Source organism: Nonomuraea sp. NPDC000554 (assembly GCF_040300065.1).
In the GTDB taxonomy this organism is placed as follows: domain Bacteria; phylum Actinomycetota; class Actinomycetes; order Streptosporangiales; family Streptosporangiaceae; genus Nonomuraea.
Genome location: NZ_JBEPDC010000009.1, coordinates 255,713 through 281,426, shown reverse-complemented (window position 1 = coordinate 281,426; position 25,714 = coordinate 255,713). Strand labels below are relative to the sequence as shown.

Annotated in this window: 21 protein-coding genes; 11 read left to right on the top strand and 10 right to left on the bottom strand. The window is 71.7% G+C overall.

The genetic code is table 11. The features are described 5' to 3' along the window. Positions 1-3 precede the first annotated feature (3 nt). Positions 4-594, top strand: coding sequence for a TetR/AcrR family transcriptional regulator (locus ABT294_RS19770; protein WP_350807440.1), 591 nt, complete (start codon positions 4-6; stop codon positions 592-594). Here ABT294_RS19770 and ABT294_RS19765 read toward each other — a convergent pair. The 4 genes from ABT294_RS19765 to ABT294_RS19750 form a co-directional block, all read right to left on the bottom strand. Then, the gene (locus ABT294_RS19765) at positions 583-1,386 is read right to left on the bottom strand and encodes a hypothetical protein (protein ID WP_350807439.1); all 804 of its coding nucleotides are present in this window, start codon (positions 1,384-1,386) and stop codon (positions 583-585) included. The genes ABT294_RS19770 and ABT294_RS19765 overlap by 12 nt on opposite strands. A gap of 73 nt (positions 1,387-1,459) precedes the next feature. Continuing rightward, complete coding sequence (locus ABT294_RS19760) at positions 1,460-1,759, bottom strand: DUF4193 domain-containing protein (RefSeq protein WP_350807437.1); 300 nt, start codon at positions 1,757-1,759, stop codon at positions 1,460-1,462. 285 nt (positions 1,760-2,044) lie between these two features. Further along, on the bottom strand, positions 2,045-3,361 hold the full coding sequence (locus tag ABT294_RS19755) for a sensor histidine kinase (protein ID WP_350807436.1): 1,317 nt from the start codon (positions 3,359-3,361) through the stop codon (positions 2,045-2,047). Continuing rightward, entirely contained in the window at positions 3,358-4,011 is a 654-nt protein-coding gene (locus ABT294_RS19750; protein ID WP_327090912.1) for a response regulator transcription factor, read from the bottom strand. Before ABT294_RS19750 ends, ABT294_RS19755 begins: the two co-directional genes overlap by 4 nt. Positions 4,012-4,242: 231 nt before the next feature. On the opposite strand from ABT294_RS19750, the gene ABT294_RS19745 reads away from it, so the two are divergent. Next, on the top strand, positions 4,243-4,410 hold the full coding sequence (locus ABT294_RS19745; RefSeq protein WP_350807435.1) for a hypothetical protein: 168 nt from the start codon (positions 4,243-4,245) through the stop codon (positions 4,408-4,410). A gap of 153 nt (positions 4,411-4,563) precedes the next feature. Here the strand turns inward: ABT294_RS19745 and ABT294_RS19740 are convergent, their stop codons facing one another. Next, positions 4,564-5,352: an inositol monophosphatase family protein gene (locus tag ABT294_RS19740; RefSeq protein WP_350807433.1), complete on the bottom strand. Its 789-nt coding sequence runs from the start codon at positions 5,350-5,352 to the stop codon at positions 4,564-4,566. After that, complete coding sequence (locus tag ABT294_RS19735; RefSeq protein ID WP_350807432.1) at positions 5,352-7,340, bottom strand: S9 family peptidase; 1,989 nt, start codon at positions 7,338-7,340, stop codon at positions 5,352-5,354. The genes ABT294_RS19740 and ABT294_RS19735 overlap by 1 nt, the downstream gene beginning before the upstream one ends. A 204-nt stretch (positions 7,341-7,544) precedes the next feature. On the opposite strand from ABT294_RS19735, the gene ABT294_RS19730 reads away from it, so the two are divergent. Beyond that, complete coding sequence (locus ABT294_RS19730) at positions 7,545-8,492, top strand: ferrochelatase (RefSeq protein ID WP_350807431.1); 948 nt, start codon at positions 7,545-7,547, stop codon at positions 8,490-8,492. Here the strand turns inward: ABT294_RS19730 and ABT294_RS19725 are convergent. Beyond that, the gene (locus ABT294_RS19725) at positions 8,483-9,682 is read right to left on the bottom strand and encodes a lytic transglycosylase domain-containing protein (RefSeq protein WP_350807429.1); all 1,200 of its coding nucleotides are present in this window, start codon (positions 9,680-9,682) and stop codon (positions 8,483-8,485) included. The genes ABT294_RS19730 and ABT294_RS19725 overlap by 10 nt on opposite strands. 91 nt (positions 9,683-9,773) lie before the next feature. On the opposite strand from ABT294_RS19725, the gene ABT294_RS19720 reads away from it, so the two are divergent. From ABT294_RS19720 to ABT294_RS19710, 3 genes are read left to right on the top strand one after another with little or no spacing between them, the layout of a single operon-like run. Continuing rightward, a complete protein-coding gene (locus ABT294_RS19720; protein ID WP_350807428.1) occupies positions 9,774-10,976 on the top strand; it encodes an MFS transporter in 1,203 nt (400 codons plus the stop codon). 54 nt (positions 10,977-11,030) lie between these two features. Next, positions 11,031-11,789: a polysaccharide deacetylase family protein gene (locus ABT294_RS19715; protein WP_350807427.1), complete on the top strand. Its 759-nt coding sequence runs from the start codon at positions 11,031-11,033 to the stop codon at positions 11,787-11,789. A 44-nt stretch (positions 11,790-11,833) separates the two neighbouring features. After that, a complete protein-coding gene (locus ABT294_RS19710) occupies positions 11,834-13,111 on the top strand; it encodes a D-arabinono-1,4-lactone oxidase (protein ID WP_350807426.1) in 1,278 nt (425 codons plus the stop codon). 26 nt (positions 13,112-13,137) lie between these two features. Here ABT294_RS19710 and ABT294_RS19705 read toward each other — a convergent pair whose 3' ends face one another. Next, a complete protein-coding gene (locus tag ABT294_RS19705; RefSeq protein ID WP_350807425.1) occupies positions 13,138-13,968 on the bottom strand; it encodes a hypothetical protein in 831 nt (276 codons plus the stop codon). Positions 13,969-14,054: 86 nt separating this feature from the next. Between ABT294_RS19705 and ABT294_RS19700 the strand changes: the two genes are divergently transcribed. Next, a complete protein-coding gene (locus tag ABT294_RS19700) occupies positions 14,055-14,993 on the top strand; it encodes a S8 family serine peptidase (RefSeq protein ID WP_350807424.1) in 939 nt (312 codons plus the stop codon). A gap of 162 nt (positions 14,994-15,155) precedes the next feature. Then, positions 15,156-18,203 carry a septation protein SepH gene (gene sepH, locus ABT294_RS50845; protein ID WP_502912075.1) on the top strand — a complete coding sequence of 1,016 codons (3,048 nt, stop codon included), beginning with the start codon at positions 15,156-15,158 and terminating at the stop codon, positions 18,201-18,203. A 181-nt stretch (positions 18,204-18,384) separates the two neighbouring features. Here the strand turns inward: sepH and ABT294_RS19690 are convergent, their stop codons facing one another. Beyond that, positions 18,385-19,908, bottom strand: coding sequence for a PH domain-containing protein (locus tag ABT294_RS19690; RefSeq protein ID WP_350807423.1), 1,524 nt, complete (start codon positions 19,906-19,908; stop codon positions 18,385-18,387). Continuing rightward, positions 19,905-20,426, bottom strand: a complete 522-nt coding sequence (locus tag ABT294_RS19685; RefSeq protein ID WP_350807422.1) for a PH domain-containing protein — start codon at positions 20,424-20,426, stop codon at positions 19,905-19,907. Before ABT294_RS19685 ends, ABT294_RS19690 begins: the two co-directional genes overlap by 4 nt. 527 nt (positions 20,427-20,953) lie before the next feature. On the opposite strand from ABT294_RS19685, the gene ABT294_RS19680 reads away from it, so the two are divergent. The 3 genes from ABT294_RS19680 to ABT294_RS19670 all read left to right on the top strand — a co-directional run bounded on the left by ABT294_RS19680 (position 20,954) and on the right by ABT294_RS19670 (position 25,694). Next, entirely contained in the window at positions 20,954-21,466 is a 513-nt protein-coding gene (locus ABT294_RS19680; RefSeq protein ID WP_350807420.1) for a YbhB/YbcL family Raf kinase inhibitor-like protein, read from the top strand. A gap of 183 nt (positions 21,467-21,649) precedes the next feature. Next, entirely contained in the window at positions 21,650-23,146 is a 1,497-nt protein-coding gene (locus ABT294_RS19675; RefSeq protein ID WP_350807419.1) for a hypothetical protein, read from the top strand. A 331-nt stretch (positions 23,147-23,477) separates the two neighbouring features. After that, positions 23,478-25,694, top strand: coding sequence for a SulP family inorganic anion transporter (locus tag ABT294_RS19670; protein ID WP_350807418.1), 2,217 nt, complete (start codon positions 23,478-23,480; stop codon positions 25,692-25,694). The last annotated feature ends 20 nt before the right edge of the window (positions 25,695-25,714 follow it).

The window sequence follows — 25,714 nt, the reverse complement described above, 5'->3', positions numbered from 1 at the left end:
CATATGACCACCCCGACCCGTCAGCGGAAGCGCGGACACGACCCCGAGTCCGTGCTGTCCATCGCCGTGGCGGTCTTCAACGAGCGCGGCTACGACGGGACCAGCATGGAGGACCTCGCCAGGGCGCTCGGCGTCACCAAGTCCGCCATCTACTACCACGTGCCCGGCAAGGAGCAGCTCCTCTCGCGGGCGCTGGACCGGGCCCTGGACGGCCTGTTCGAGGTGGTCGCCGACGAGCGCGCCACCTCGGGCCCGGCGATCACGCGCCTGGAGTGGGTGGTGCGGGAGAGCGTCCGGATCCTGGTCGAGCGGCTGCCGTACGTGACGCTGCTGCTGCGCGTGCGGGGCAACAGCCCGACCGAGGAGCGGGCGCTGGAGCGGCGGCGCGAGTTCGACAGGTTCATCAGCCACCTGGTCAAGGAGGCCGCCGCCGACGGCAGCATCCGTCCGGACCTGGATCCCGCGCTCGTCACGCGGCTGCTGTTCGGGACGGTGAACTCGATCACCGAGTGGTACCAGCCGGCGCGCGGCGGCTCGGCCGACGACCTGGCCGACGCGCTGCTGAAGATGACCTTCGACGGGTTAAGGGTCTAGCCGGTCGCGCCGGGAACCGGGCGGGAGCGGGCGCTTGCCGCGCAGGTCCTGGCGGACGGCCTGGCCGAGCTTCTTGGTGGCGATCCGGTTGAGCGCGCCACCGGCGACGGCGCCGGTCAGGAACGGGCCGAGCGTGGTCAGGTGACGTCCGAGGGTACGCAGAAGGCGGTTGCGCAGGGCCGTCTTGGTGGCGGCGCCGAGCGCGAGCGACACCGAGGTGGGGGCGAGCGGGTCGATGCCGCGCTGCTTGGCCCAGGCCGCGGTGAACGCGACCGCGCGCTGGGCGCCCGTGCCGTGCACCCGCACCCCGTACACCTCGTGCAGCTCGGCGAGGAGCTTGACCTCGATGGAGGCCACGACGATGGTCTCGGCGACGAGCTGGGCGGGGGCCGACAGGAGGAGGGGAGGCGCGGCGAACTCGGCCGCGGCGAGCGCTCCGCCGATGGCGCCGACCGTCATGGTGGCCTTCTGGGCGGTGCGCATGAGATCGTCGGCCAGCTCTTCGCCGGTCATGCCGTGGTGGTGCTCGGAGAGCGTGTGCAGATCCCTGATGGGGATGCGGGGGGCGATGTTGAGAAAGACGTCGGCCAGCCACCGGCCCCGGCCCACGCCGCTCTTGCGGGCCTTGGCCGCGCCGTTGTTGAGAGCGCGGGCTAGACGGCCGAGCAGCCTGCGCCGCTCGGCCGGTTCGAGCTCACCGGGCTCGGTGAGCCTGCCTACGAGTTCGCCGACGTCCTCACCGGAGCCGGTGACCTCTCTGCCTGCTTGCTTGTCCTGCTCGGATTCGGCCACACGAAGCCTCCGTGCTCATGGTCGAGACACTCAGAGCTCGGCATCGCTCTGCCCTGAGCTCCTTCGCCTCTGCTCAGGCGGCGCACTCGCGGCAGACCTGCTGGCCGTTCTTCTCGGAGGCCAGCTGGCTGCGGTGGTGCACCAGGAAGCAGCGCGAGCAGGTGAACTCGTCAGCCTGGCGCGGAATCACCCGCAGGCTGAGCTCCTCGTTCGACAGGTCCGCACCGGGCAGCTCCAGCGACTCGGCGAGGTCGGTCTCGTCGATGTCGATGCTGCCGGACGACTTGTCGGTGCGGCGTGCCTGAAGTTCCTGAAGGCTGTCCTCACTCAGGTCGTCGTCGGTCTTACGCGGGCTGTCGTAGTCGGTAGCCATGGTGATTACTCCATCCCCCTCATCTATATGCCTTGGCGCTCATCGCGCGTCGTGTAACGTCCGAGAGGCCCTTCTTGTGCCCGTTCCGCCGGGGAGATTTGCATGAGGTACCCCGCCGGAAAGAACAACGAACCTCCCAACACGTCAGTGCCTGTCGCCGTCGGCAATGGTTAGCCAAATATGGCGAAACCCACAGCCTTGGCGCCATGCACCACCGTGTTCGACGGCACATCCAACCACATGTGCGGCACGAACGAGACGCCCCCCATCCAGCAACACGCCGGATCAGCGGCCGGGGAGCCGGATGGTGACAACGAGTCCGCCACCGTCTCGAGGTACGGCGGTCACATTTCCGCCGTGGGCCTGCACCACAGCCCGGACGATCGACAGCCCCAGCCCTGAGCCCTTCGCCGATTCCACGCGGTCCGCGTGCAACCTTCTGAACGGCTCGAACAGGCTGTTCACCTCGTACGCCGGGACATGCTGCCCCGTGTTGGCCACCTGAACAACCAACCCCCCGTCCACCATTCCCGTCCGGATCCAGACTTTCCCATTTTCGGGAATGTTGTACTTGACGGCGTTCTCCAGCAGGTTGCTCACGGACCGTTCCAGCAGCACCGGGTCGCCCACCGTGGGGGCGCTCGCCAGCTCGGTGCTCACGGCCACGCCGTGCTCCTCGGCGAAAGGGGCGACCTGCTCCACGGCCGTCCTGGCGACCTCCTCGACGTCCAACGGCTTGCGCACGGCCAGCTCGCGCTCGCTCCTCGCCAGCAACAGCAGCCCCTCGATGAGCTTCTCGTTGCGCGCGTTGACCTCCAGCAGGGTGCGGCCCAGCGTCTTGAGGTCCTCCGACACCTCGGGGTCGGACAGGGCGATCTCCAGGACGGTCCTGTTGATGGTGAGCGGCGTGCGCAGCTCGTGGGAGGCGTTGGCGACGAACCTGCGCTGGGTGTCGAAGGCGACGTTGAGCCGGGTCAGCATGGCGTCGAAGGTGTCGGCCAGCTCCTTCAGCTCGTCCTCCGGGCCCTTCAGGTCGATGCGCTGGTGGGCGAGCGTACTCTCCGACAGCTTGCGCGCGGTGGCGGTCATCTGGCTGATCGGCCTGAGCGCCCGGTCGGCGACGAAGTAGCCGAGGACGAGCGCGAAGATCCCCATGCCCAGCAGCGCCAGCACCGACTGCCTGATCAGGGTGTCGAGCACCTGGTTGATCCCGTTGGTGCGCAGGAGCTGCACCTGCCCGTTCAGGTAGTCGGCCAGCTCGGGCGAGACATTGTCCGGCAGCTTGAGGGTGTAGATGAATCCGACGTAGAGCACCGACCGCACGACGAAATACATGACGACCAGGAGCAGCGCCCCTGCCACGAAGAACACGCCGCCGTAGGCGAGGGTGAGCCGCCAGCGCATGCTCACCTTGCCCGGCTTGTCCGTGAGCCAGCCCATCGGCGTGCGCTCCTGCGCCGTGTGCGAGGGCGGCGGCGGGCCGTCCCAGGCGGGCGGCCCGCTGGGCGGCGGGGGCTGCTGGACCCGCACCGTCTTGCCGGCGCTGTGCGGGCTGATCATCGGGTGCGTCGGCACCGACTCGCGTTCTGGCCGATCTGTCACAACTTGTATCCCACTCCTGGCACGGTCTCGATCACCTGCGGGTCGCCCAGCTTCTTGCGCAGCGTCATCATCGTCACCCGCACCACGTTGGTGAACGGGTCGATGTTCTCGTCCCACGCCTTGTCCAGCAGGTCCTCCTGGCTGACCACCGCGCCCTCGGCCCGCATCAGCTCCTCCAGGACGGCGAACTCCTTCTTGGTCAGCACGACCTCCTTGCCGTCGCGCTCCACGAGCCGCTTGCCCGGATCGAGCCGGATCCCGCCCCGCTCCAGCACCGGCGGCAGCGCGGGCGCGGAGCGGCGGCCCAGCGCGCGCACCCTGGCCACCAGCTCGATGAAGACGAACGGCTTGGCCAGGTAGTCGTCGGCCCCCAGGCCGAGCCCCTCCACCTTGTCGTCCACGTCGCCCGACGCGGTCAGCATCAGGATGCGGGACGCCGTACGCTGCTCCACCAGGCGGCGGCAGACCTCGTCGCCGTGCACCACCGGCAGGTCGCGGTCGAGCACGATCACGTCGTAGTCGATGTAGGAGGTCCGCTCCAGCGCGCCACCCCCGTCGTACGCCACGTCGACGGCCATGGCCTCACGCCGCAGCCCGGTCGCGATCGCATCGGCGAGGACGCGCTCATCCTCAACCACCAGCACCCGCACGCCAGCACACCTCTCTCCGATTGTCGGTCCTCATTCTGCCCACAGCGGCAATAAGCGCACGGTAAGGCATGTGCGACCCCCGCGCGCCCCAAGGCATGGCGAAATTCATGTTTCGGAAGGAGAGCCCCCTGGGTATGCCAGCTGGACACCCACCGACCGTGCGATCCGCAGGCTCTCCGCATGCGGGCTGGCAGCGTACGCACGGCACGACCCCCTGAGAAAGTAGGTGAGATGGGCGAGTTCACGACCACGATCGAAAGCCGCCTCGACCAGGCTTACAAAGGTCTTCGGGAGGCCCGAAGCAACGGCGACGAGTACCTCGCCGACACCCTCACCGCCGAGATCGAAGACCTGCGCAGGCTGGCCGACGATCACGGCATCCCTTTGCCCCGTTCGTAGACCAGTTCATGAGCCCCGCTCATGAACGCTGTTCATAGCTGTACGTAGACGCCGAACGGCCGGAGCCCAGAAGGAGGGCTCCGGCCGTTCGCACGTTCCGGGTCAGGCGTGTTCCCGGTCAGGCGTCGCGTTCCCGGTCAGGCGTGTTCCCAGTCAGGCGTCGCGTTCCGGGTCGAGGGGGGCGAGCAGGTCGTGCAGCTCCTCGAACAGGCCCGGCGCGGCGCACAGCGTCAGGTCCGAGTTGCTCGGCCTGCCGTGCAGCCCGCCGATCCTGGCTCCCGCCTCCGCCGCGACCAGCCCGGCCGCGGCGTAGTCCCAGTAGTTGACGCCGCGCTCGTAGTAGGCGTCCACCCGTCCGGCGGCCACCGAGCAGATGTCGATCGCGCACGAGCCGCCGCGCCTGATGTCCCGCACCCGCGGCAGCACCGACGCCAGCACCTGGCCCTGCACCTCGCGCCTGCCGGGCAGGTAGCCGAACCCGGTGGCCACCAGCGCCTGGGCCAGCGGCACACCGGTGGTGCAGCGCAGCCGCGCGCCCCCGAGCCAGGCGCCCTCGCCGAGCGCGGCGGTGAACACCTCGCCGCGGGTGGCCACGTTCACCACGCCCGCGACGATCCGGCCGCCGACCTCGACGGCGATCGACACCGCCCAGTCCGGCAGCCCGTACAGGAAGTTGACCGTCCCGTCGATGGGATCGACGACCCAGCGCACGTCGGAGTCGCCCCGGGCCTCGCCGCCCTCCTCGCCCAGGATCGTGTCGCCGGGCCTGGCGGCCAGGATGCGGGCCCTGATCAGCTCCTCGGACACCTTGTCGAGCGCGGTGACCACGTCGGTGGGGCTGGACTTGGTCTCGACGACCTCGGACATGGCGGGCCGCTTGGCGAGCAGCATGTCGCCCGCCTCACGCGCGATGTCCTCGGCCAGGCTGACGAAGTCAGACATCACGCCACCGAGTCCGGACGCTTCCACTCCTGCCCGAGCACATGCTGGGCGAGGAAGGCCAGCACGGTCTCGTACCAGGCGACGGCGTTGCCCGGCTTCAGGATCCAGTGGTTCTCGTCGGGGAAGTACAGGAACTTCGACTCGACCTCGCTGCGCCGCAGGTCCCACCACAGGCGCAGGGCCTCGCCGATCGGCACCCGGTAGTCCTTGTCGCCGTGGATGACGAGCATCGGGGTGGTGATCTTGTCGAGCGCGTGGTGCGGCGACAGGTTGGCGTAGCGCTCGGAGCCGGGCTCGCCGAACTCGCGCTGCCAGTACATGGACGCGTCCGTGGTGCCCGCGAACTGGTCGAGGTTCCACAGGGAGGCGTGGGTGACGATGGCCTTGTAGCGGTCGGTGTGGCCGGCGAGCCAGTTGGCCATGTAGCCGCCGAACGAGCCGCCCATCGCGGCGATCCGCTCGCCGTCGATGTCGTCCCTGGCGAGGGCGACGTCCACGATGGCGTCCAGGTCGGCGAGGGTGCGCGGGCCCCAGTTGCCCCAGCCGCGGTCGATCATCTCCTGGCCGTAGCCGGTGGACAGGCACGGGTCGGGCAGCAGGACGGCGTAGCCGTGCGCGGTCATGATCCACGACTGCCAGCGCCACTGCCAGTCGTTCCAGGAGGCGACCGGGCCGCCGTGGATCCACAGCAGGAACGGCGCGGGGTTGTCGGCCGAGGCGTTCTCGGGCAGCGCCAGCCAGGCGCGGACGGTGGTGCCGTCGTCGGCGGTGGCGGAGATCTCGGTGAGCCTGCCGGGCACGTCGGGACGCGGCGCGGGCGACGGCAAGTCGTCGACCTCGCCGGTGACGGCGTCGATCCTGGCCGGGCCGGGGGCCCGGTCCACGGCGCTGTGCAGCGCGTAGACGAAGCGCCCGTCGGGCGAGGCGTTGAGCCCGAGGTAGGCGGCGGCGTCCTGGGTGAGCCTGGTGTGCTCGCCCTCGACCGGGACGCGGAAGACCGGGCGGCGGCCCTGGTGGTCGGCCACGAGGTAGACGGCGGAGGAGTCGGGCGCCCACTCGACGTCCGTCGGGAACAGGTCGGGCGCGTAGCCCCTGCCCTGGCCGGTGGCCAGGTCGCCGATCCACAGCTCGTTCCTGACAGACACGTCCAGGCCGGTGTGGCGCTCGCGGGCGCAGGCGACGCGGGTGCCGTCGGGCGAGACGGCGAGCGGGTGGGTGAAGTCGTGGTCGTCCTCGGCGACCAGAACCCGGCGCTCGCCGGTGGCCACGTCGATCGCGACCAGCTCGATGCGCATCTGGCCGCGCGGCAGCGGCACCCGCCAGGTCGCGATCACGGTGGCGCCGTCGGGGGTGAGCGTGAAGGAGGTGTCGCGCAGCGCGTCGCCGGCGTCGGGCGTCAGGTCGCGGACGTCCTCCAGGCGGCCGTCCTGATCGGCGACGCCGAGCCTGGCGGCGAACAGCCGGGTGCGGCCGGGGCCCAGGTCGTGGTCCCAGTAGCGGACCGGGTAGCCCTCGTGCAGGATGGCGCTGATCCCGGCGTCCTTGCGGGCCTTGCGCCGCTCCTCCTCGGCCGCCTCCTCGCCGTCGAGCACGTCGGAGGCGAACACCACCACGTCGCCGGCCGTCCGCACGGCGCCGATGCCGCCGGGGCGGGTGGCCACCTGGCGGGCCTCGCCGCCCGCGCGGGGCAGCAGCCACAGCGCCGGCACCTCGTCCCCGGCGTCCTTGGCCGTCGGGTCGGGACGGGACGAGGTGAACAGCACGTCGCCCGCGTCGGTGAACTCGGCGGCGGTCTCCCCCTTGGCCGAGCGGGTCAGCCGGTAGGGCTCGCCGTCGACGGGGATCGCCCAGAGCGCGGTGCCGTACGACTTGCCGTCAGGATTGAGCGACTGGACCACGGAGACGAGGCGGGAACCGTCGGGCGAGAGCTTCAGCGAGAGGACCCTCGGGATGGCGACATAGTCGCGTATGTCATTGAATGCGCTCACTCGATCGAACCTACCTGCTCATGGCCTCACTCCGTGAGGCCCTGTTTCATGGCCTCACTTCGTGAGGCTGCTCGGTCGCTCAGGTCCGTTGCCTTCCCTCGTCGCTCTGGTCGCTGCGCTCCCGGCGCTCCCGGCGCTCCTCAGTCCAGGCAACGGCGCTCCCTCGCGGGGGAAGACCACCGACACTCCGAATAGGGTGGTCGCGTGGGAAGTTACGACGCTTTGCTGGTTCTCTCGTTCGGCGGGCCCGAGGGGCCCGACGACGTCCTGCCCTTCCTGGAGAACGTGGTGCGGGGCAGGGGTGTGCCGCGCGAGCGGCTGCTCCAGGTGGCCGAGCACTACCAGGGCTTCGGCGGGGTCAGCCCGATCAACCGGCAGAACCGCGAGCTGGTCGAGGCGCTGCGTCCGGTGGCCGGCGTGCCGGTCTACTGGGGCAACCGCAACTGGCACCCGTTCGGCGAGGACACCGTCCGGCAGATGAAGGCCGACGGGGTCCGCAGGGCGGCGGTCTTCGCCACCTCGGCGTTCGCCGGCTACTCCAGCTGCCGCCAGTACTACGAGGACATCGCCAGGATCTCCGTCGAGGGCGGCCCCGAGCTGGTCAAGATGCGGCACTTCGGCGACCACCCCGGCTTCGTCGAGGCGATGGCCGACCACACCAGGCAGGCGCTCGAGCGGCTCGGCCGCGACGACGCGCGGCTGGTGTTCACCGCGCACAGCATCCCGGTCTCGATGGCCGAGACGGCGGGCCCGTCGGGCGGGTTGTACGAGGCGCAGCTGCGCCGCAGCGCCCAGCTGGTAAGCGAGGCGCTGGGCCGCGACGAGCCGTGGGACCTGGTGTGGCAGTCGCGCAGCGGCCCGCCGCAGGTGCCCTGGCTGGAGCCGGACGTCTGCGACTTCCTGCGCAAGTCCGACGCGCGGTCGGTGGTGCTGGTGCCGATCGGGTTCGTCTCCGACCACATGGAGGTCGTCTACGACCTCGACACCGAGGCCAGGCAGGTCGCGGACGAGCTGGGCCTGCCCCTGGAGCGGGCCGCGACCGCGGGCACCCACCCGGCCTTCGTGCGGATGGTGCGGGAGCTGATGGACGAGCCCGAGCCCGTCGCGTGCGCGCTGACCTGCTGCCCGGCCCCCAGGCGGCGTCAGGTGTAGGCGCGGGCGTACGCCTCGGAGATGCTCATCACCTTGTTCACGTAGTCCCAGGAGTGGTTGTAGAACCAGATCGACTTGCGCAGCTTCTCGCCGCCCTGGCCGGCGCCGTTCGCGCACAGGTAGTTGGCCGCGCCCGGCACCGCGTCGTACGGGCTCCAGATGTCGGCCTTGCCGTCGCCGTCGCCGTCGACGCCGTACGACTTCCAGGTGGCGGGCATGAACTGCATGGGGCCGAGCGCGCCCGCGCTCGACGGCCCGTTGTTGCGCCCGTGCCCGCTCTCCACCTGGCCGATCGCGGCCAGGACCGTCCAGGACAGGCCCGGGCAGCGGGTGGCCGAGATCTTGTACAGCTCCAGGTAGCTGTTCGGCCGCCCCACGGTGACCTCCGTGGCGGGCTTGCGCTGCTGCTGCTTCGGCTTCGCCTTCGGCTGGCCGGCGCGCGGCCCCAGCGCGACGACCTGGGCGCCCTTGCCGAGCAGCTTGCGCACCCGCGCCTCGCTGACGTCCCCGCTCTTGGCGTGCAGCAGCACCGCGACGCCGGGGGCGAGCCCGAGCGCTCTGCCGACGTCGGCGCTCACCAGGCCGTCGACCCCGGTCAGGCCCAGGGTGGCCGAGGCGGCGACGCGCAGCCGCGGGCCGCCGTCCACCTGGTAGTAGGCGCCGAGCGCGAGGCCGAGCCTGCGTACGGCCGAGGAGTCGGCGACCATCTCGCCCCTGGCCAGCGCGCTCCACACGGCGGGCTGGTCGGCGACCGGCTGTGGAGTCCAGGACCGGAACTCGGAGGGCTCCACGGCGAGCAGGTTGAGCGCGGTGCCCGACACCTTGACGGCGCCGGCGTCGACGACGATCACCTTCTGCACGTGCTTCAGCGCCGACAGCGCGAACCGGGTCCGCTTCGGCACCGTGGCGGGCGCGACGGCCAGCATGCGGGGCGGGGTCACGGTGACGCTGGGCCCGCCCTGGCCGAAGTCCTTGACCGGCTGCGTGGTCGGCACGAGCTGGTCGAGCCGCGGCGTCGGCTGCGGCTTCGGAAGCTGCGCCGATTCCCGCTGGGCCGGTTCCTGCTGCGCGGCGCTGCCTGGCGCGTCGTCGCTGATGAGCAGGACCGCTCCCCCGGCCGCCACGGTGACGGCGAGCACGGCGACGAGCGTCAGCACCACGGCGCGGAACGAGGGAAGGCCGGACGACACTCGGCACACGTTAGCCGAATCGGCGGAAAAAGCACTTGCCGTCCGGTCTCGCGTACGCAAAAGTTGGCTGGCGACGTAAGGGGGAAATGACGTGGTCGGGCCTTACCGGGGGTTGTTCAACGGGCCCGGCGTCAAGGGATTCGTGCTGGCCGGGTTCGTCGGCCGGATGCCGATGTCCATGCTCGGCATCGGGATCGTCCTGCTGGTCTCCGCGCTCACCGAGTCGTACGCGACCGCGGGCGCCGTCGCGGCCACCACCAACATCTCCTTCGCGATCGCCGCCCCCCTGACGGGGCGGCTGGTCGACCGGTTCGGCCAGAGCCGGGTGATCATCCCGTTCTCCCTGGTCAACGCGCTGGCCCTGGCGTCCCTGATGCTCTGTGCGGGGTTCGGCCTGCCCGAGTGGACGCTGTACGCGTCCGGGCTGCTGGTCGGGGCGACCTCGCTGTCGCTGGGCTCGATGGTGCGGGCCCGCTGGTCGCACCTGCACGGCGGGTCGGCCAAGCTGCACACCGCGTTCGCGTTCGAGTCCGTGGCCGACGAGGTGATCTTCGTCGCGGGGCCCGCCCTGGTGACCGTCCTGGCGACCTACGTCAACCCGTACGCGGGGCTGTCGGTGGCGCTGGTGTGCCTGGTCGGCGGGTCCCTGGCGCTGGCAGCGCAGCGGCGCACCCAGCCGCCCGTGCGGGAGATCAGGTCGAGCGGCGGCTCGCCGATCCTGATCCCCGGGATCGCCCTGCTGTCGTGCGTGTATCTGGCGCTCGGCGCGGTGTTCGGCTCGGTGGACCTGATCACCGTGGCCTTCGCCGAGGAGCACGGGGTGAAGGGGGCCTCCGGGTTCCTGCTGGCGTCCATCGCGGGCGGGTCGATGGTGTCGGGGCTCTGGTTCGGGTCCAGGCAGTGGCAGATCCCGCTGCGGGGCCGCCTCGTCAGGGCGCTCGGCGTGCTGGTCGTGGGCCTGCTGCCGATCATCTTCATCGGCGACGCGCGGGTCATGGCCGTGGGGCTGTTCGTGGCCGGGCTGGCCATCTCGCCGACGCTCATCACCGGCTTCTCGCTGGCCGAGCGGATGCTGCCGCCGTCGCTGTTCACCGAGGGGATGGCGTGGATCTCCACCTCGATCGGGCTCGGCGTGGCGATCGGCGCGTGGGCGGGCGGCAGGCTGACCGAGTCGATCGGCGCGTCCAACGCGTACGTGTTCACGCTGGGCTGCGCGGCCATCGCGGCGGTGGTGGGCGTGGGAGGTTCGGGTTTGCTGAGACTTCCGGAAGCGCCTTCTCCGGCGGAGAGCTGATCCGCTACGGTCGGGAGATCCCTCGCAACACCCTTCACACAGGAAAGTTCTGTAATGTCCCGACAAATCCCTTCACTTCTAGCCATCGCGGCTGTCGGTCTCACACTGGCCCCGGCACCCGCGTCCGCCCAGCCCCGCCCCACCCAGGCCGCCCAGGCTCCGGCCGCCCAGGCTCCCGCCAAGGCGGTCGACTGCGAGCAGGTCAAGTGCATCGCGCTCACCTTCGACGACGGCCCGGGCAAGTACGCGGGGACGCTGCTCGACACCCTGAAGAAGTACAACGCCAAGGCGACGTTCTTCCTGGAGGGCCAGTACGTCCACAGCCGTCCGTCCTTCGTCAAGCGGATGGCCCAGGAGGGGCACGAGCTCGGCAACCACAGCTACAAGCACCCGAACTTCACCACGCTCGAGCCTGGGGCCATCAGGAACGAGATCAAGAAGACGCAGGACGCCGTCAAGAAGGCCGCCGGTGTCGAGCCGAAGCTGCTGCGCCCGCCGTACGGCATGGCGGACGTGCAGACGTCCGACATCGCGGCCGAGTTCGGCATGCCGATGATCCTGTGGACCGCCGGCTCGCGCGACTGGGCCACCAAGAACGAGGCGGAGATCAAGAAGCAGACGCTGGCGGTGGCCAAGCAGGACGGCATCATCCTCATGCACGACTGGGTGAAGCAGACCGTCGACTCGATGCCGTCGATCATCAAGACGCTGCAGAAGAACGGCTACCAGCTGGTGACGGTCTCCGACGTCGTCAAGCGGGAGAACCTACAGCCCGGGGACATCTACCCCGTTCCCGAGGGCTGGCAAAAGTGAGTATCGTTCACGTTTAACGGAACGACGCTCCAAGGGGGACGCGCATGGTCTTCACCAACTGGGCCCGCAACCAGTCAGCCGCCCCCGCCGAGGAACGCACCCCGGCCTCCACCGAGGAGGTCGTGCGTGCCGTACGCGACGCCGCCGCGAGCGGGCGGCGCCTGCGCATGGTCGGCACGGGCCACTCCTTCACCGGGGTGGCCCTCACCGACGGCATCCTGCTGCGCCCCGACGCGCTGACCGGGATCCGCTCCATCGACGGCGAACGCGTGACGGTGCTGGCGGGCACGCCGCTCAAGGCGCTCAACGAACTGCTCGACGAGCGCGGCCTGGCGCTGGCCAACATGGGCGACATCACCGAGCAGACCGTCTCCGGCGCGATCCAGACCGGCACCCACGGCACCGGCCGCGACAGCGGCGGCCTCGCCGACCAGGTGGTGGAGCTGGAACTGGTGCTGGCCGACGGGTCGGTGGTGACGGCCTCACCCGGAGAGGACCTGTTCGACGCCGCCAGGGTCGGGCTGGGCGCGCTCGGCGTCCTGACCGCGGTCACCTTCCGCGTGGAACCGGCGTTCCTGCTGCACAACCGCCGCCGCCGGATGACGCTCAGCGGCATCCTCGACTCGCTGGACGCGATGACCTCGGCCAACGAGCATCTCGACTTCTTCTGGCTGCCGCACACCGACGCCTGCCTGGTCAAGACCAACAACAGGAGCCCCGGACCGCCCAGCCCGCCGAGCGCCCTCAAGCACTGGCTCGACAACACGTTCCTGGAGAACACCGTCTTCGGCGCGGCCTGCGCGCTGGGCGCCCGCTTCCCCGCCCTGATCCCGCGCGTCAACGCGGCCAGCGCCGCCGCCCTCGGCGACTCCGAGTCCGTCGACACCTCGTACAAGATCTTCACGGCGCGCCGGGACGTGCGCTTCCTCGAGATGGAGTACGCCGTGCCGCGCGAACGCCTGGGCCAGGCCCTGCGCGAGACCCGCGACCTCGTCGAGCGGATGGACTGGAAGATCACCTTCCCGGTGGAGGTGCGGGTGACGCCGCCGAGCGACGCCTGGCTCTCCACCGCGTACGGCCGCCGGTCGGCGTACGTCGCCTGCCACATCTACCGGCCCACGCCGAACCCGGCCTACTTCGAGGGCGTCGAGGAGATCATGACCAGGCTGGACGGCCGTCCGCACTGGGGCAAGCTGCACACCCGCGACGCCTCCTACCTGGCGAAGGCCTATCCGCGGTTCGCGGACTTCGTCGCCCTGCGCGACCGGCTCGACCCCGGCCGCATGTTCGGCAACGCCTACCTGGAGAAGGTGCTGGGCTAGGCCCGCCCCTGGACACCGGCGCCCGGCTACGGCGTGCCGCCCCGGCCCTGATCCGTCGTCTGGGCCTGCTCCAGCGTGGGCTCGTCCGGAGGCGGCGTCTCCACCGTGGCGTCGGGCTCGCTGGTCTGCTGCGACGGCGTCAGCTCCGGCGACGGGTGCGCCGTGCCGGTGTCGCTCGGCTTCACCGTCGGGGTGACGGTCGGCGACTTGGACGTCGGGGTGGGCGTGGGCGTCGGCTCCGGCGTGGACGCCGGATCCGTGGCGGGGTTCGTCGCCGGGGTCTCGCGCATGGGCTCCCGGCTGGGCTGCTGCTTGTCCTCCCTGGCGGGCGGCTTGTTCTGCTTGGTCCTGGTGCCCGTCACGACGTCGTGGACGGTGGTCTGGGCGATCGCCTGGTACGCCAGGATGCCGCCCATGCTGACCGCGAAGACCAGCGCGGCGGCCACGCCGACCTTCACCCACGGCAGCGGCCTGCGCGGCAGGTCCACCGGGGCCATCACGAGGGTGGTCGCCCCGGGCTCCTCGTCACGCACCGTAGCCGCCACGGCCGTCGCCAGCGCGCCCTGCCCCTCGACCGGTTCGGGCGCTTCGTCCCCGGTGGGCGGCTCGCGCCAGGCGATCACCGTGTGCTGCTTCACCTTGTCGCCGGTGCGCTTCAGGTAGTGCGTGTAGATGGCGGTGGCGACCGTGCTCGCCACGCTGACGACGGCGGCGCCGATCACCGTACCGGCCACGCCCAGGTACGACGCGGCGACCGCGGCCGTCACCGCGGCGAGTGCGCTCCCTGCGATCTGCGGCACGCTCAGCTCGAACTTCGGCCGGTCGCCGCTCATCCCCCAGATCAGTCCTCTCTGCATGCGCTAGGTAAAGAGCTTCCTCGTGAATAGACGCGAGCGCGTGTCCTGTTGTTCCTGTGACGTGCGCGACAGGCACTCTCCCGCTCGTGCCCCGACGATTCGGCCTGCCCTCCGTATACCTCGCCGCGGCCGTGGCGACGGCCCTGGCCACAGCAGCGCCCCTCACTGCTTCGCCCGCGTCCGGACTGGCCGCGCGACCGCCTCTGACCGAGCCTACGCGTCTGTACATCGTCACAGCGCGTGACCGGGCCGACGCTCGCCACCTCGTCGGCCAGGGCAGGTGGCGGGTGCGGCGCTACTACACCGCCGCGCTCCCCGGCTTCGCCTCCTGGCTCACCGCCGCCGAGGTGAGGGAGTTGCGCGCCGATCCCCGGGTCCGCTGGGTGGAACCGGACCGGCCGATCCTGCCCATGCCGCTCGCCCGCGCACGCCGTGCCGGCGATCACGGCGGCGGCAAGGGCAGCACGGTCTACGTCGTGGACGGCGGGGTGGACGTCGCCCGGTTCGGCGACAGGGCCTGGAGCGCCTACGACGCCACCGGCGGCACCGGGGAGGACTGCCGCGGCCACGGCACCCGCGTCGCGCGCATGGTCGCCGGGCCGGCGAAGGGGCTGGCTCCGCAGGCGGGCGTCGCCTCGGTCCGGGTGCTGGGCTGCGGCGGCTCGGGCAGCCTGTCGGACGTCCTGGCCGGGATCGACTGGGTCCACCGGCACGCCCGCGGACCGGCCGTCGCAACCCTCGCGGTGGACGGCGCGTCCTCGCGCGCGCTGATGAGGGCCATGCGGCGGCTGGTGCGCTCCGGCGTCTTCGCGGTCGCCGCCTCGGACGATGGAACGTGCCGGGTGGCTCCGGGCGGGCAGGCGTTCTCGTCCGCCGTGCCACGGGTGGCGGGCGCCGCCGCCCGATATCTGGAACTCCACCCCGACGCGGACCCGTCCACTCTGGCTTCTTGGCTGAAGTGCACAGCGGCGCGCGGCGCGATTCGCCAGAATCCCTCGGGGACCCTGCGCACCGAGGGGCCATGAAAAGGGATGGAACCGTCAAATGTGACCGGCGTCACATCGCCCCGAGGCTGTCCCAGCAAGCCGATGTTCGGACATGCCGGGTACGGTGCTGGCAGGCAACCGGCACACGCGAGAGACTCAAGGGTCCGGGGGAAGAATGAGCGCGCTGACGAAGGGACTCGCATGCAGGAGCTCCGACTCGTCGCGGTGAGTGAAGACGGAACCTATCTCGTACTGGCGACCGCTGGGCGAGGCACACGGTTCACGCTTCCCGTGGACGACCGGCTCCGCGCTGCCGTCCGTGGCAACTTCTCCCGTCTCGGCCAGTACGAGATCGAAGTGGAGAGTCCGTTGCGCCCCAAGGAGATCCAGGCACGCATTCGCGCCGGAGAGACTGCCGAGGAGATCGCCGCCACCGCGGGCATCCCGGTCGAGCGCGTCCGCTGGTTCGAGGGCCCCGTGCTCCAGGAACGCGAGTACGTCGCCCAGCAGGCGCAGCGCGTCGCCGTCCGCATGCCGGGAGAGTCCTCGGCGGGCCCGACGCTCGGCGAGCTCGTCGCCGAGCGGCTGACCAGGCGCGGCGTGCCCACCGACGAGATCGACTGGGACTCCGCCAAGCGCGACGACGGCCTGTGGCGGGTCAAGCTCGGCTACGTGTGGAACGGTCACACCAGGCACGCCGAGTGGCTCTTCGACCCGCGCAGACGCCACGTCTCGCCGCACGACGACGAGGCCATGCGCCTGTCCGCGGCCGACTTCGACCCCGCGCCGCAGGTGGAGGACACCACCGTCACGCCGTTCACGCCGCGCGTCGCCAAACTCCAGCCCGTCCCGCCGCTCGGCGCGGAACCGCGCGCCTTCCCGTCCGTGGTCCGCAACCAGCCGGAACCGGACGAGCCCGCGATGGGCTACCACGCTCCGGCGCGCTCGGAGAACGCCTACACCCGAGACCACGACCGCACCCCCGCCACGCCGTCCCGAGAGGCCCCTTTCGGACTTGGCACGCCATCGCGTGAAGCGCCCTTCGGACCTGGCACGCCGGCCCGTGAAGCCCCCTTCGGACCCGGCACGCCATCCCGAGAGACACCCTTCGGACCCGGCACGCCATCCCGAGAGGCACCCTTCGAGCGCGGCCCTGCTGGGCCGTCGCGAGAGGCACCCTTCGACCGCGACCCTGCCGCGCCGACACGAGGAGCCTCCTTCGGACCTGGCACGCCACCCCGAGAGGCACCCTTCGGACCTGGCACGCCATCCCGTGAAGCGCCCTTCGACCGCGGCCCCGCCGGGCCGTCGCGGGACGCGTCCTTCGAGCGTGGACCCGCCGTGCCCGGCGACCCTGACCACGAGCAGCGCCCGGACTCGCTCTCCCGCGACACCGGTTACGCGCGTCCCGGCGAGGCCCCGGCCCGCCGCGACGCCGCCTGGCTGCCGGACTTCGGTGCGGGCCGCGCGCCTGAGCGCCCCACCGCACGCGACGCCGACCCGATCTACGCGCCGGCCCCCCGTGACGAGGCTCCTTCGCAACCGGCGGCGCACCCGCTTCCCTTCGACGAGGAGCCACCGGCGGCGCCTTCCCCCGCGCGCCCGGATGCCACGACCGCCCCTGCCGCGCAGGTCCCAGGCACGGACACCCCGGACGTCCACGCCCCCGGCACGAACACCGCGCCCGAGGTTCCGGCGACTCCTACCGCGAACACACAGACCACCCCGATCGCGGAGACGTCCACTCCGCCGGTCGCGGAGACGTCCGCAACGCCGGTCGCAGACACGCAGGCCACACCGGTAACGGACGCCCCCGCGACACAGGCCGCAGACACACGGACGACCGACGCCCCCACGCCGGTCGCGGACACGCCCGCCACGTCGGCCACTCCCGTCGCCGACACGCCCACGACCGGCGCCAACGAACCACCGGCCGCTCCCACCGGAGAAACCGCCGCTTCGGAGGGGAAGGCATCGGCCGCTACGGCACCCGCCTCCGGCCTCTCCGCAAGCGCTGGCACGGCACCCGCGCGCACCGAGGCGAAGGCACCTGCTGACGTGGACGCGACCACCGCGCCCAAGACGGTAGAGATCGCGGAAGCCACGGTCGCAGAGGCCACAGTCGCGGAGGCCACGAACACCGAAGCCACCCGGCCCGAGGCCGCCGAGGACCCCAGTGGGGCCAAGGCGGCGCACGACAGCGCGGTCTCCGACGCCGCTACGTCCGCAGACGACACACCCACCGGGGCCTCCACGTCCGCAGACGGCGGCACGTCCACCGGCGCCTCCATGGCTGCAGAAGGCGGCACGCCCACGGGTGCCTCCGGGTCCTCTGACGACAACCAGGCTCCCGAGCCTGCCACGGTCGCGCAGCCCGCGAAGGTGGACACTGAGCAAGTGGCAGCTGTGGAAGCTCCCGAGGCGTCGGTGGCCGAGGACACCACTGCCACACCGGCCCAGCCACCGTCCGAGGACACCACTGCCACACCGGCCCAACCACCGACCAAGGACACCGCCGCCGCAGCAACTCAGGCGCCGTCCAAGGACACCGCCGCCGCAGCAACTCAGGCGCCGTCCGAGGACACCGCCGCCGCAGCAACTCAGGCGCCGTCCGAGGACACCGCCGCCGCAGCAACTCAGGCGCCCGCCAAGGCAGCGTCTGCGGACACCGCCGACGCGGAAAGCGAGACCGGCGGCGAGCCCCAAGCCGTCCCGCAGCCGCCCACGAGCAAGCAGAAAGAGCTCGCGACCGTTCCGGAGCAGCCCGCAGCGGTGACGAAGGAGTCCGCAACCACCGCGGCACAGCCTGCAGCCGGCACAGAACAGCCTGCTGCCGTCACGGAAGAGTCCGCAGCTGCCTCCGAAGCGTCGGCGTCTGTGTCCGAAGCGTCGGCAGCGGCCCCGGAACGGTCGGCAGCCGCGCAGGAAGAGCCTGCTCCGGAGAAGCCCGCGCCCGCCGACGAGAAGCCTGCCGACACGACGAAGCCGGACACGACAGAGCCGGACACGACGAAGCCGGAGCCGGCGCAACCGCAGGCGGCCGAGTCCGAGACCGGCGTGCCCGCCGCCCGGGAGAGCGCGGAGGACAGGACGAAGGGGCGGAAGGCCGCGGCGAAGGAGACGCCGGTCCCGGTGCCTTCTCCCCCGCCCGCTCCAGCGGCCCGGCAGGCGCGAAAGGGCTCGCGGGGCCGCCGCGCGTCCGTGCCCACATGGGACGAGATCATGTTCGGCGCCCGCCGCCAGGACTAGCAACCACCCGAGAGGGCGCAGCCACGGCCTGGGAGGGCACAGCCACGTCGCGGGAGAGCAGAGCCACCACCCGAGAGGGCGCAGCCACGTCGCGGGAGGGCACAGCCACCGTCCTGGGAGAGCGCAGTCACGGTGGGAGAGGGCACAGCCACGGCCTGGGAGGGCGCGTCCTCTGTCCGGGTTACGGCGTTGGGGGGTTCAGGAAGGGGGTCAGCCAGTCGGGGGTGACCTCCGCGGGGAAGGCTGTCGCCTGCTCCTGTGAGACGTCGATCGCCGAGTAGCCGCCCTTGCCCGCCCCCACCCCGGCGGTCAGCGTGTAGACGCCTGCCCGCCGCTGGAACCAGGTCTGCCTGAGCCGCCAGCCCACGACGGCCCGGCGTTCCACCACCGCTTGTGACCGTCTGAGCGAGCCTGACCGCACCGCGAGCCGCACCCCGTCGTACCCGTGCCCCAGCGAGCTGTACCGGTCCAGCCCGATGGGCACTCCCACGCCCGCCAGCAGCAGCGCCAGGGCGGCGAGGATCCACCAGAGCGGGCTCGCGGTCAGCACCGCCGCCACGCCGGCGACGGCCGCCACCACCAGCCACGGGACCACGGCGCGGAACAGGCGGCGGTTGCGGGCGACGGGCGGGTGGCGGCGCAGGTCGGCCCGGTAGGGGCCGATGGCCTCGCCGGTGACGTGGACGGCGACGGCGCGCGGGACGTCCGGCAGGAGCTGCCCGCGCGTCTGCGAGTCGCCGAGGCCCGTCACGATCGCCCAGGCGCGGACGACGCCCGCCCACCGCTCGGCCAGCCCGTCGACGATCTCGTACCCGCGCACCCGCCGCGACTCCAGCGACACGCTGCGCCGGTTGATCAGCCCCCGCTCGGCCACGAGGTAGCCGTCGCGGGACTTGAGCGTGAAGTCCCAGTTGAAGATGGCGTACATGACGCCGCCCGCGACCGGCATGGCGAGCACGAGCACCAGTGCGAAGGCCAGCAGGACGAAGGGGTGGTCCCAGAGCCACTCCCCGACGGTCCAGGCGGCGTCTCTGCCGAAGCCGAGGTTGTCGCCCCACTGGAAGGCCAGGCCGATGGCGCCGCCCGCGAGGGCGAACGGGGTGAGCAGGTACGCACCGGACAGCGGCCCGTACAGCAGCCAGGTGCGCGGCACCTTGAAGATCGGGCGCTCGGACGGCCCGGCCGGGACGCTGACCTGCTCGGGGTGCGCCGCGCGGGCCCGCCGCAGCAGGACGGACTTGAGCCGTTCGGCCTCGTGCAAGGTGACGCCGTCGAGCTCGCCCTCCTCTTCGTCCCCGCCGCTCGCGCCAGTGTCGATCTTGAGGACGGCGAGGCCGAGCAGCCGGTGCATGGGCGGGGTGGACACGTCCACGCCGCGGATGCGCTCGAGCGGGATGGTCCGGACGGACCTGCTGATCAGGGACCGTTTGATCTCCAGCCGGTCACCCAGGATCTGGTAGCTGAACGTCGCCCACCTGATGACGGCGAAGACCACGGTGGCGCCGACGCCGAACGCCGCCCACGCGTACGACCTGGCGGAGAAGCCGCCGACGAACAGCAGCCCGACGAGCGGCAGGAGCAGCGAGGGCAGCATCCGCACGGGGTCGATGAGCAGCACCTTGGGGCTGAGCCGCGCCGCCAGGCCGTTGGGCACGGGAGGACCCGCGGGCTCGGCGGGCGGGAGGTGAGGAGGCGGCTGCGTCACGTCGCGTCGTCCCTGAGCGCTTCGGCGCGGTGCGCGAGCTGCTCGGCCAGCCCCGCCGCCACCTGGTAGTCGAGCCCCTTGATCGTGGACGAACCCGCGTGCGAGGCGGTGCGGATCTCCAGCGTGGCCAGCCCGAGCAGGCGCTCCATCCAGCCCTGCGCCTTGTCGACGGTCTGGATGCGGCTCACGGGCACGAACACCCACTCCCTGGTGAGAAAGCCCGACCGGGCGTAGACGACGTCGCCGGACAGCTCCCACCGGTGGACGGCGTAGCGCACGAACGGCTCGGCGGCCAGGAACGGGGTCGCCAGCGCGCCCACGATGACGGGCAGCGACCACGGGTGGTCGGCCAGCCACTGCGGCACCCAGGGCCACCCGCTGCCGCCGACCCACACGCCGACCAGCACCGCCCCGCCCACGAGCAGCACGAAAGCGATCGCCGACTCCAGCAGCCACAGCCGGACGGCCTTGGGCGAGACGCGGTGCGCCGGGTCGCGCAGCGGGCCTGTTGACGTCACAAGCCCAGCTTAGGGCTCGGCCGCCGCCCTCAGCGATCTCTCGCCTGGGCCGTGCGACCCCGGAGGGCCGGGGCGGGTGGCTGAGTCCGTCGGGCGGGGTTTCGGGGCGCGTCGCTGCTATCCGCGGCCGCGTCCACGGCGACCGGCACGGCTGATTTTTTCGGCGCGCGGGCCGTGAGGCGCCGGTCGGTGCCGCCGGGCGTGCGGTCCGTCGGCCCCTTCGGGTGGCCGTCCGCGTGGGACGGTCCGCCTCGCGCGGGAAACCAGCAGGTTGGAGAAGGGGGCCGGGACGCCGCACGGCGATCTCCGTGAGCCCGCAAGGCCCGCCGAATCTCCGCCGGGTCAACCGTGCTTGTGTCCAACCTCACCCCATAAATGCCATGATTCCCGCGCTTTTCGGAGCGTTTACCGGTCACCGACCCTTCCGAAACGGTCGGCGCATCGCCGAGAGCCGCGTAGCATCTTGCGACATGGGGCTCTGTAACACGGCAGGACTCGTGCGACGCGTCGTTGTCCTTGTGACAGCGGTGACAGTCGTCGCCGGCCTGTCGGGTTGCGCGCCCTTCATCGGCAGATCCCAGGCCAAGGAGATCGCTCAGATCAACGTCTCGAGCCCGGAGCTCCGCGACGGCGAGCCGCTGCCGCGCGACTACTCCTGTGAGGGCAACCAGGGCAGCCCGCCGCTGCGCTGGTCGAGCGCGCCCCTGCCTGACGCCAAGTCGATCGCGATCGTGGTCGACTCACATACTCCGTCCGAATCGGCCGTGCACTGGGTGCTCTACAACATCCCGGCGACCACGACCGAGCTGGGGCCGAACGCCGCCGAGAACCCGCCGGACGGTTCCGGTCAGGCCAAGGTGACCAGCGGCAAGGCGGGCTACGAGCCCCCTTGCGCCAAGAAGGGCAGCTACCGGTTCAGCGTCTACACGCTCAACGGGAAGGTCGACCTCCAGGAGGGTGCCTCCCTCTCCGAGATCCTCAAGAAGATCGCGGACAAGACCATCGCCCGTGGCCGTCTCACAGCGGTCAACATCGAGTGAGATGCCGAACACCGCTGGTAGTACTCGTTACCCATTCTGCACTTAGGGTGTGACAACGCTCGTAGTGGTCCGACAGAATCAGATCCAATTGTTAGGCGTTGGTGATCAACGGAGGCAGATCGCGTCGATGGCCGCGCGATCTCACCGGCGCCACAGGGAGGCCATGGCTTTGAGGGTGGTGCAATGATCGCGGTCGTAGTGAGCTTGGTCGCTGTCGTGCTCCTCGTGCTCGTCGTCGTGGCACTGGGCATGCGTTCGATGAATCGTCGGGAGAGTTCGCTTCCTCCTGAGCGGCTCAAGCAGATGGCCGAGAAGGAGGAGATGACTCTTACTCGGTCCACGGACGAGTTCGCCGCGCACGAACCGCGGATGAACAATTTCACCCCCGACTTCAGTCCGATAGACGCCCCGAAGCCGCCCAAGCCGGTACGTACCGGCCAGCGTGGCAAGCGTGGCGTCGACGAGTGGGGCAACCCGACCTCCGACGACGAGGACGAGGAGTTCTGGGCGAACATCCGCAGCGACGCGGAGGAGGGCGGCTTCGGCGCCGGGGGCACGGTCGCCGCCCGCAAGGGCGCCTCTCGCCCGGTCGAACGTCCGGCCGCCGAGCGGCCCGCACCTGAACGTCCCGCACCTGAACGCCCTGCTGCCGAGCGGCCCGCCGAGCGCCCCGCCGAGCGCGAGCGGCCCGCGCCGCGCCGTGCCAGGCGCGAGCGCGTCACGGCCGACCCGAACGCCGCCACCGTCCAGGCCCCGCTGCCGCAGCGGCCCGTCCCCGCACCCGCGGCACCCGCCGCGCCCGCCACCCACCTGGCCGACCTGGTGGAGCCCGCGCCGCGCCGCGCTCCCAGCGCCTCCGACCTGGCCGACCAGCGCACCGTGACGTTCTCCGCCGACGTGATGAGCATCCTCGGCGCGGGCGCCCAGCAGGTGCCTCCGGCGCGTCCCGCCGACCCGCTGTCGGGCAACGGCAGCGGCTCCTTCCCGGCGGCCGAGCAGACGTCGGTCGGTTCCTTCCCCGCGCAGCCCCAGGCGTCCAGCGGGTCCTTCCCGGCACAGCCTCAGGCGTCCGGCGGCTCTTTCCCCGCACAGCCTCAGGCGTCCAGCGGGTCCTTCCCCGCGCAGCCCGCCGCTCCGATCCACGGCGCGCCCACCAGCGACCCGTTCCCCGCCGCCTACAACCGCGCCGCCGATCCGATCGAGACCACCTGGACCACCCCGCCCCCTGCCTCGACGACGTCCGGCTCCTGGAGCGCCGCGCCCGACATCTTCGACGACCCGGGCACCGGGTCCACCCCGAGCGACTCCTGGCCCGCGTTCGAGCAGCCCGCGCGTCAGTCGTATCCGGCGTCGTACGAGGTGCGCTCCGGCTGGGCCGTGGCCGACGACGCCGACCCGCTGACCGGCCCGTCCCCCGCCACCGGCACCCCGACCGCGCCCGCGCGGGCGGTGTCCGCCTACGACGACGTGCTGTCGGCCCCACCCCCGCAGGCGGCCATCGCGTACGAGACCGGCGACTACGCCGCCCCGTCGGGGCAGGCGCAGCCCGCCGCCTGGCCGGAGCAGCAGCCGGCGAGCAACGCGAGCCGGGGCCAGGGCGCCCCGGAGGCAGGCAAGGCCAGGCGCGCGGGCGGCCGACGCCGGGCGCCCGAGCCGGAGTCCCCCGACTACTACCGCTGACCCCCGGGCGAGACACGCTCCCCCGGCCGAGCCCCGTACGCGACGCTCACGACTCCCGCTGAGCCCGTACGGGGCGCGCACGACCACCACCTGACGCCCGCACGGCCACCGGCCCCTGCGGCGCGGCGCAAACTACCGCCAGAGGCCCGTCCAAAGCGGGGACGACCACCCGCCAGAGGCCCGTCCGAAGCGTGCGGCCACCGTCCGGGGCGCGTGCGGCACGCCTTCCGCGCGCTCTGCGCGGCGCCGCGCCGGGCTCGGTAGCCATGAATGCGTAAAACCCGATGAAGACCCCTTAAGAGCCGGGCGGCCGGGGCAATAGGGTTGCCGCATGACCCGCGCCACTCTCAGTAGCGTCCTGAGCACGCTCCGGCACGATGTGCCCGCCTCGCTCGTGGTCTTCCTCATCGCGGTGCCCCTCTCGCTGGGCATCGCGATGGCGTCAGGGGCGCCGCTGGCGGCCGGTCTGATCGCGGCCGTGGTCGGCGGGATCGTGGCGGGCGCGCTGGGCGGCTCCGTCGTCCAGGTGAGCGGCCCCGCCGCGGGTCTCTCGCTGGTGGTCGCCGACCTGGTGCAGACCTACGGCTGGCGGGCCACCTGCATGATCACGCTGCTGGCCGGCATCGTGCAACTCCTGCTCGGCGTGTTCAGGACGGCCAGGGCGGCGCTGGCGGTCTCCCCCGCGGTCGTCCACGGGATGCTGGCGGGCGTCGGCGTCGTCATCGCGCTCTCCCAGCTGCACATCGTGCTGGGCGGCAGCCCGCAGCGTTCGGCCCTGGCCAACCTGGTCCAGCTGCCGGAGCAGCTCGCCGAGATGCACGGCCACACGGTCGCGGTGGGCCTGCTGACGATCGCCGTGCTGGGGCTGTGGACCCGGCTGCCCCGCCAGGTCAGGGCGGTGCCCGCGCCGCTCGCCGCGCTGCTCGTGGCCGCGCTCACGGCGTGGGCGCTCGGCTGGGACGTCACCCGCGTCGACCTGTCGAACAGCCTCACCGAGTGGGCCTTCCCCGTGCTGCCACAGGGCGACTGGCACCGCATCGTGGCAGCCGTGATGCTGGTCGCGCTGCTGGCGGGCGTCGAGTCGCTGCTGTGCTCCGTCGCGGTCGACAGCATGCACGACGGCCGCCGCGCGGACCTCGACCAGGAGCTGGCGGGCCAGGGCGTCGCCAACATGGTCGCGGGCGCCCTGGGTGGGCTGCCGGTGGCGGGCGTGATCGTGCGGAGCACCGCGAACGTCCAGGCGGGCGGGCGCAGCCGGTGGTCGGCGGTGCTGCACGGGGTGTGGGTGCTGGTGTTCGCGCTCGGCTTCGGCTGGACGATCAAGCTGATCCCGATGGAGGCGCTGGCGGCGCTGCTGGTGTTCATCGGCATCCAGATGGTGAATCTCGGCCATGTCAGGAAGGTCCACGGGCACGGCGAGGTGCCGGTCTACGTGGTGACCATGGGCGCCGTGATCGTGCTGGGGCTGGCCGAGGGGGTGCTGGCGGGGCTGGCGCTGGCGGCGCTGCTCGCGCTGCGGCGGCTCACCTGGGTCACCGTCAAGGCCAAGCAGGAGGCCGAAGGGCGCTGGCACGCGACGATCTCCGGCTCGCTCACCTTCCTCGGCGTCCCCCGCCTCACCCAGGAGCTGCGCGCCATCCCGGCGGGCGCGGCGGTGGACCTCGACCTGAACATCGACTTCATGGACAACGCCGCCTTCGAGGCGATCCACTCCTGGCGGCTGAACCACGAGCGGCTGGGCGGCACGGTCGACATCGACGAGATCCACGACGAGTGGTACGCGATGGCGGCCAGCGGCGCCCGCATGTTCCCCGCCAAGACGCCTCCCAGGGCGCCCGACCGGTGGTGGCTGCCGTGGGCGCACCGCCGTCGCCGTCCCGTCCGGCACGCGCCACCGTCCCCTGGCCTGTCGTCCGGCGCACCCGCCAGGGCGGAGTGCCAGCTCACGGTGGGGGCGCGGGAGTTCCACCGGCACACCGCGCCGTTGGTACGGCCGATCTTCAGCGAGCTGGCCCGCAAGCAGCAGCCCACGCACCTGTTCATCACCTGCGCCGACTCGCGGATCATCCCGAGCCTGATCACCGCCAGCGGCCCCGGTGACCTGTTCACGGTCCGCAACATCGGCAACCTGGTGCCCAGGAGAGACACCGAGCCGCACGACGACTCGGTGGTGGCGGCGATCGAGTACGCGACGCAGGTCCTCGGCGTGCACACGATCACGGTGTGCGGCCATTCGGGCTGCGGGGCGATGGCGGGGCTGCTCAGCGGCGGGGTGAAGGCGGGCAGCATGCCGGGCCTGCGCCGGTGGCTACGGCACGGGTACCACAGCCTGGCCAGGTTCATCGAGACGTCCGAGGGTCTCGACAAGACCGCGCTGGACCAGCTCTGCCGGGTCAACGTGCAGCAGCAGCTGGAGAACCTGCGCACGTACCGGAAGGTCGACGAGCAGGTCCGGGCCGGGCGGCTGGAGCTGGTGGGGCTCTACTTCGACATCGGCTCGGCCAGGGTGCACATGCTGCCGTCTCCTACGCTCTCCGTGAAGGCGTGACCGTTCGGCCTGGTTGTCCG